The organism is Rhodococcus sp. R1101, from assembly GCF_000278445.1.
Lineage (GTDB): Bacteria > Actinomycetota > Actinomycetes > Mycobacteriales > Mycobacteriaceae > Rhodococcus > Rhodococcus gordoniae.
The window spans coordinates 1-6,544 of record NZ_AJVB01000207.1 but is presented as its reverse complement, the minus strand read 5'-3'; the positions used below and the strand labels follow the sequence as shown (position 1 = coordinate 6,544).

Below are 6,544 nucleotides of genomic sequence, written 5' to 3'. Positions count from 1 at the left end.
TCCCGCTCGGCGGTCCGCGGGCGATGCCCGTCCGCCGTACCCTTCCGCAACGGCAGCGCTCGCTCATCGGCGCGTGGTGCTTCGTCGACCACTACGGCCCCGACGACGTCTCCCGCACCGGTGGCATGGACGTCGCACCGCACCCCCACACCGGACTGCAGACGGTGTCGTGGCTGTTCACCGGGGAGATCGAACACCGCGACAGTCACGGCGTGCACGCGATGGTCCGGCCGGGGGAGTTGAACCTCATGACCGGAGGCCACGGGATCTGCCACTCCGAGGTCTCCACATCCGCGACCGCGATGCTGCACGGCGTGCAGTTGTGGGTGGCCCTGCCCGACGCGCATCGCGATGCGCCCCGCGACTTCCAGCACCATGTACCGCCGGTCGTCCGGGTACGCGGCGCCGCAGTGAAGGTCTTCCTCGGTTCGCTCGCGGGCCGGCAGTCGCCCGTGACGACGTTCACGCCGCTGCTCGGGGCCGAGATCGTCCTCGATCCTGCGGCGAGCATCACCCTCGACATCGACCCGTCGTTCGAGCACGGCGTGCTCGTCGACACCGGTACGGTCGCGCTGTTCGGTACCGTGCTCACGCGTGCCGCGCTCGGCTACACCGGAACCGGTGTGCCGGCCCTCGAACTGACCAACACCACCGACGAACCCGCACGTATCGTCCTCCTCGGCGGAACACCTTTCGGCGAGGAGATCGTGATGTGGTGGAACTTCGTCGGGCGCGACCACGACGAGATCGTCGCCTACCGGGACGCCTGGGAACGCGGGTCCGATCGTTTCGGCAGCGTCTCCGGCTACACCGGCCGGGTCGAGCGTCTCCCGGCGCCGCCCCTGCCCCAGGCACGTATCCGCCCCCGCCGCAATCCGTCCACCGCAGATCCGAACTGCCCGACACAGGATCCCGCATGAGCACCGCACCGATACTCGACGTCCGCCGCGCGGACGACCGCCTCCACACGAAGATCGACTGGCTCGATTCGCGACATTCCTTCTCGTTCGGCCACCACTACGACCCGGAGAACACGCATTTCGGCGTACTCATGGTCAACAACGACGACACCGTCCGTCCCGGAGCCGGTTTCGACACCCATCCGCACCGCGACATGGAGATCGTCACATGGGTGCTCCGCGGATCGCTCGTGCACCAGGATTCGACGGGGCACTCCGGGGTGATCTACCCGGGTCTCGCGCAGCGTATGAGTGCGGGTTCCGGGATCCTCCACTCCGAGAAGAACGACTCGTGGCGTTGTACCGGTGCCACCGGCTCCCACGCGGCCGAGCACGACGAGCCGGTGCGTTTCGTGCAGATGTGGGTGCTGCCGGACGAAGCGGGCATCGAGCCCGGATACGAACAGCTCGAGATCGACGACGAACTGCTCTCCGGTGGTCTGGTTCCGGTCGCATCGGGAATGGATGCCTACGCCGACCATTCCGCGATCCGCATCCGCAACAAGTACGCGGCCATGCATGTCGCGCGGATGCGTCCGGACCGGCCCGTGACGCTCCCGGACGCGCCCTTCCTGCACGTGTTCGTCGCGCGAGGGGAAGCCGCGCTCGAAGGGGCCGGACATCTCGCGGAAGGAGACGCCGTGCGGATTGCCGGCGGCGGTGGCCGGCAGCTCACCACCGCGACCGGCGCGGAGATCCTCGTCTGGGAGATGCACGCCGCACTCGGGCACTCCTGAACGGTGCCGGTCGGGACGGGAAGCGACGTCAGGCCCGCTCCGTGGATCCGGAACGGGCCTGACGTATCGGTGTGTCAGCTCGTGGCGCCGCTCATCGGCAGCAGCCGGGCCAGCACGTCCGACAGGGTGATCAATCCGACGATCCGGCCGTTCTCGGTGACGGTGACCAGATGGTTCCTGGTCTCCCGCATCGTCGTCAGCGCCTCGTAGACCGGCGTCACCGCGTCGATCGTCAGCGCCGGGCGCATCAGTTCTGCCGCGGTGGTTCCGGGAGCGGCCTGGAGGCTGTCGCGCACGTGCACCACGCCGTCCACGTGGCCGTTGGCCCGCACGAGCAGTCGAAGATGCCCTGTGCGATGGGCCGTCTCACGGATCTCGGCGCCGGTCGAGGTCGGCTTCACGCTGCTCGGCTGTGCTTGCGGCGTGACGATGTCGCCGAGCGTCAGCGTCTCGAGTTCCAGCGCGCTGCTGAGGTGTCCGTGATAGCGCTCGTCGAGCGTGCCGACCGTGGCCGAGTGCTCGACCAGGTGCCGCAGCGCATCGGGATCCTGCCCTTCGGCGACCTGATCCACCGGGTCCACGCCGATCTTCCGCAGACACCAGTTCGCCATGTGGTTCAACCGGACGATCAACGGCCGGGTCACCCACATGAACGCGCGCATCGGCAGTGCCAGCATCGTGGCGGACTTCTCCGGATGGGCGATCGCCCACGACTTCGGCGCCATCTCACCGACGACGAGGTGGAGGAACGTCACGATGATCAGGGCGAGGACGAAACCGGCCACGTCCGCGAGCCACAGTGGTGCTCCCCAATTCTCGAACAACGGGGTGAGCCAGTGGTGCACGGCAGGTTTCGTCGTCGCGCCGAGCGCGAGCGTGCATACGGTGATGCCGAGCTGGGATCCTGCGAGCAGCACCGACAGCTCGGAGGCGCTGCGCAGAGCGGCCCGTGCCGAGCGACTCGACGCCGCTGCGTCCTCCAGGCGGTGTCGCCGCGCCGCGATGAGCGCGAACTCGACCGCGACGAAGAACGCGCTGGCGGCGATCAGGCCGATCGTCACCGCCGCGACGACCACAGGGTTACTCATCGCCGGTCACCTCGTCCGTCAGAACGGTCACGTGTACCGAGGACGGCACGTGTTTGTCGATGTCGCGTACCTCGGCCACGAGAGTCCGGGGAGTCGGACCCTCCTCGTGCACGAGTTCGGCCGGATCGGGATCGAGCGTGATCCGGACGGTGTCGCCCACCTCGGGAAGGCCGCCGAACTCGGTGATGACCAGACCTGCGAGTGTCTCGTAGTCGCCCTCGGGCAGATCGTGGTCGAGGGTGCGGGCCACCTCGTCGATGTGCGCGTCGCCTCGGACGAGCCAGCCGTCGCCCTCGGGACGGATGACCTCGACGGCGACCGCGGGATCGTGCTCGTCGGCGATCTCGCCGACCAATTCCTCCGCGATGTCCTCGAGGGTGACGACGCCGGCGAAACCACCGTACTCGTCGATCACCAGGGCCATCTCGTCCTCGGCCCGGGCCAGCTCGGTGAGAACTTTCGGAAGTGCCAGCGTCGCCGGCACGATCACCGGAGGCCGGCAGACCGTCGCGGCCGTGCCCGTCGGAGTGTCGAGGCCGAGGAGATCATGGAGGTGCACGACACCGCGCAGATCGTCGGACGAGGTACCCACCACGGGGTAGCGGGTGTGACCCTCGCTCATCTTGTCGAGGATCGTGGTAACCGGCTCGTCCAGCTCGACGACGTCGACCCGCGAACGCGGGATCATTGCGTGTTCGGCTGTGCGCGTAGGGAACTCGAGGATCCGGTCGAGCAGGGTGGACAGTTCCGGAGGCAGCTCGCCGGTCTCCCGGGACGCGGCCACGATGTGTTCGAGGTCGCGCGGAGTGGCGGAGTGCTCGACGTCGTGCACCGGTTCGATGCGCAGGGCTCGCAGCAGGAGATTCGACGACGCGTCGAACAGTTTGATCAACCAACCGAAGACGGCGAGATACGCACTCGTCGACAGAGCGAGTCGGCGGGCGACCGGCTCGGGGCGGGCGATGGCCAGGTTCTTCGGCACCAACTCTCCGAAGACCATCTGGACCACCGTCGAGAAGAGCACCGCCAGCACGGTGCCGACCGCGACACCCACGGCGGTGGGGATCCCCACACCGCCGAGCAACTCGCCGAGGCCGCTACCGATCAACGGTTCCGCGACATAGCCGACGAGCAGGCCGGTGACGGTGATGCCGAGCTGAGCGCCCGAGAGCATGAAGGAAGTGCGGCGGGTGACCGTCAGTGCGCGGGCCGCGGCCGTGTCACCGCCTTCGGCGCGGGCCTTCAGGCGGGAGCGGTCGACGGCCATGTACGCGAATTCCTGCGCGACGAAGTAGCCGGTCAGAGCAGTGATGGCGAGAACGACAAGAATGCCGGCCGCGATTCCGAGGGCGGTCAGCACTGAAGGGACCGGGCTCGGGTGACGAAGGGATCGTCACGTCTGGGCGGGACGGGTCTTCGAGGTTTTCGCTTGGGGCGTTTCATGACTCCCTCGGGGTCGGACGGGCAGGTGCACTCACAGGATAGGACGAACGGACACCGGCGGAAGTTCCCACCGCCGGGTGGAGATATGGTCACGAGGCGATCTTGTAATATGTGGATCTTCCCCCCGAATAGACCGTATTGTCCGGCCCGGAAACTCCCCGAGGAATACGGCATATCGGGCGGATTTTCACCGAATTCTCGATATTTCCGCTGCTAGGGGCGATTTGTGTTCCGGATTACAATTCTTCGTGCTGCGCAGCTATCGAATGCAGGTAACAATTGGATCGCGTGTCGACGCGAGTCGTCACAACTTCGATGTCGTTCCATTGATGGGAGAAGCCCGTGCCTGCACTCGAGTTCCTTGTCGACCTCTTCGGTAACCTGTCCGACCTGTTCGACGTGCTGAACTTCTTCACCGGTTCCGCTGACGCCGCCGGCGATGCGTTCGGCAGCAGCCAGGCCTGAGCCTCGCCGATTCGAAGGCCCGCGGGTACGCCCGCGGGCCTTCGTCGTGGCCGGGGTGGTGACAGGGCGGGAGAGGCCGAAAGGCGGGGCGACCGGGATTCCGGTTGTCGTCCGTGGTGCGGTGCGCGAAAACCGACGTTTGGGTTCGATCCGGCAGGGCTACCCGGGGGGAGCAATTCGGACCACTCAGCGCAAACGGACGTTCGGTGAGAGGACGCGAATCATGACATCCCCACGGCCCACCCGGGGCTCGATGACGGCAACCCCGGTGCAGACGGCCGCGCTCGTAGTGGGCGCGGTGTTCCTCCTGGTCGGAATCCTCGGGTTCATCCCGGGGGTCACGACCGACTACGACCAACTCTCGGGCGCAGGCCACCACTCCGAGGCTCTGCTCCTGGGGATCTTCCAGGTGTCCATCCTGCACAACATCGTGCACCTGTTGTTCGGTGTCCTGGGACTCGCCGCGGCCCGCGCCGCGGCCACCGCTCGCAGTTTCCTGATCATCGGGGGTGCGATCTACCTGGTGCTCTGGATCTACGGCCTGATCATCGACAAGGACAGCAGCGCCAACTTCGTGCCCGTGAACTCGGCGGACGACTGGCTGCACTTCGTTCTGGGGGTGGGCATGATCGCTCTCGGTGTGCTCCTGACACGGACGCGGACCACTCCGGGCACGGTTCGCCCCTGACCCGTGCCCGACCCGTCGCGGTGACGGATCCGAAGAACCCGTGGCTCACGCCACGGGTTCTTCCGTGTGGGCACGTGCGAGTTCCGTGGGGGCGTCCTCGCCGTCGACCGTGAGCACACCCGATGCGGCGACCGCCTCGAGCGACAACGTCCGGTAACCCTCGTCGTCGAACAGGACGGTGACCCGATCGTGCTCGCCCGTCATGACCACTCCCGGTCCCCACTCGGCGTGTACGACGCGCGTGTTCGGGGCGAGCACGGAGGTGTATCCGCCGGGGGACGGAAGCGCCGAGACCGTCCCGGCCTCGTCGACGGCACCGTCCCGGCAGGTGTCGCACCGGCCGCACGGCGCGGGGAGTGCCTCGCCGAAGTATCCGAGGAGGAATCGGCGTCGGCACCCGCGGGTCTCGGCGTAACCACGCATCATGTCGACGCGGGAGCGATCCAGGCGCTCACCTGCCGCCGCCGTCTCCCGTGCGCGCTCGACCGCCGTCCGGCGCGAGACGTCGGCGACGGAGAGTCCTCGCCGGCCGGACACGAGAGCTCCGCACCGTTCGAGCAGGTTCACGGCGTTCGACAACCTGCGCCCCCGTATGTCCAGCTCGGCACGCAACTGTCCGAGCCGCATCGGGGATCCTGCGCGAACCGCCGAGAACACCCGGGCGATCAACTCCTCGTCGGGATGATGGGTGGTGAAGAAGGTCGCGAGGGAGAGATCCTCGGGCCGGTAGAACATCAGGACGGTGGCCGGTTCCCCGTCCCGTCCCGCGCGCCCGATCTGCTGGTAGTAGGAATCGACCGAGTCGGGTATCGAGGCGTGAACGACGAAACGCACGTCGGGCTTGTCGATACCCATGCCGAAAGCGGAGGTCGCCACTACGACCTCGCAGCGACCGTCGAGAAAGCCGAGGTGGACGTCCTCGCGCTCACCGGCGCGCATTCCGGCGTGATAGGGACACGCCTCGATCCCACGTTCGCGCAGGGCATCGGCGTACCGCTCGGTGTCCTTGCGGGTCGCGGCGTAGACGATCCCCGGGCCCGGCATCGATGCCACGGCCTCGACGACGGCGCGCCGCTTCTCTCCGTCGTCGGTGTGCCTGCGCACTTCGATGTCGAGATTCGGCCGATCGAAGCCGCCGGCGACGACGAGCGGATCCCGCATACC

The 6,544-nt window shown here is 67.5% G+C and carries 7 protein-coding genes; 4 read left to right on the top strand and 3 right to left on the bottom strand.

Annotated elements, in window-relative coordinates; all coding sequences use genetic code 11:
• Together R1101_RS26750 and R1101_RS0113750 are read left to right on the top strand one after the other, a co-directional pair.
• Nucleotides 1–920: pirin family protein (locus R1101_RS26750; RefSeq protein WP_016933993.1), on the top strand; the 920-nt coding region annotated here is incomplete at its 5' end.
• Nucleotides 917–1,696: a pirin family protein gene (locus R1101_RS0113750; protein WP_016933992.1), complete on the top strand. Its 780-nt coding sequence runs from the start codon at nt 917–919 to the stop codon at nt 1,694–1,696. The genes R1101_RS26750 and R1101_RS0113750, both read left to right, overlap by 4 nt.
• 74 nt (nt 1,697–1,770) lie before the next feature.
• Here R1101_RS0113750 and R1101_RS0113745 read toward each other — a convergent pair whose 3' ends face one another.
• Nucleotides 1,771–2,784 (bottom strand): hemolysin family protein, encoded by a 1,014-nt coding sequence (locus R1101_RS0113745; RefSeq protein ID WP_026003251.1) that lies wholly within the window; start codon nt 2,782–2,784, stop codon nt 1,771–1,773.
• Entirely contained in the window at nt 2,777–4,144 is a 1,368-nt protein-coding gene (locus R1101_RS0113740; RefSeq protein ID WP_016933990.1) for a hemolysin family protein, read from the bottom strand. Before R1101_RS0113740 ends, R1101_RS0113745 begins: the two co-directional genes overlap by 8 nt.
• A 425-nt stretch (nt 4,145–4,569) precedes the next feature.
• Here R1101_RS0113740 and R1101_RS31320 point away from each other — a divergent pair, with 425 nt between their 5' ends.
• Nucleotides 4,570–4,692, top strand: a complete 123-nt coding sequence (locus R1101_RS31320) for a hypothetical protein (RefSeq protein WP_016933989.1) — start codon at nt 4,570–4,572, stop codon at nt 4,690–4,692.
• A gap of 253 nt (nt 4,693–4,945) precedes the next feature.
• Entirely contained in the window at nt 4,946–5,380 is a 435-nt protein-coding gene (locus R1101_RS0113730) for a DUF4383 domain-containing protein (RefSeq protein WP_026003250.1), read from the top strand.
• Nucleotides 5,381–5,425: 45 nt separating this feature from the next.
• On the opposite strand, the gene R1101_RS26745 is transcribed toward R1101_RS0113730, so the two are convergent.
• The coding region (locus R1101_RS26745) for a helicase-related protein (protein WP_016933987.1) at nt 5,426–6,544 on the bottom strand (1,119 nt) is incomplete at its 5' end.

Coding starts and splice junctions, on each gene's coding strand:
- R1101_RS0113750 (WP_016933992.1), top strand. CDS start 917: ATGAGCACCGCACCGATACTCGACGTCCGCCGCGCGGACGACCGCCTC.
- R1101_RS0113745 (WP_026003251.1), bottom strand. CDS start 2,784: ATGAGTAACCCTGTGGTCGTCGCGGCGGTGACGATCGGCCTGATCGCC.
- R1101_RS0113730 (WP_026003250.1), top strand. CDS start 4,946: ATGACGGCAACCCCGGTGCAGACGGCCGCGCTCGTAGTGGGCGCGGTG.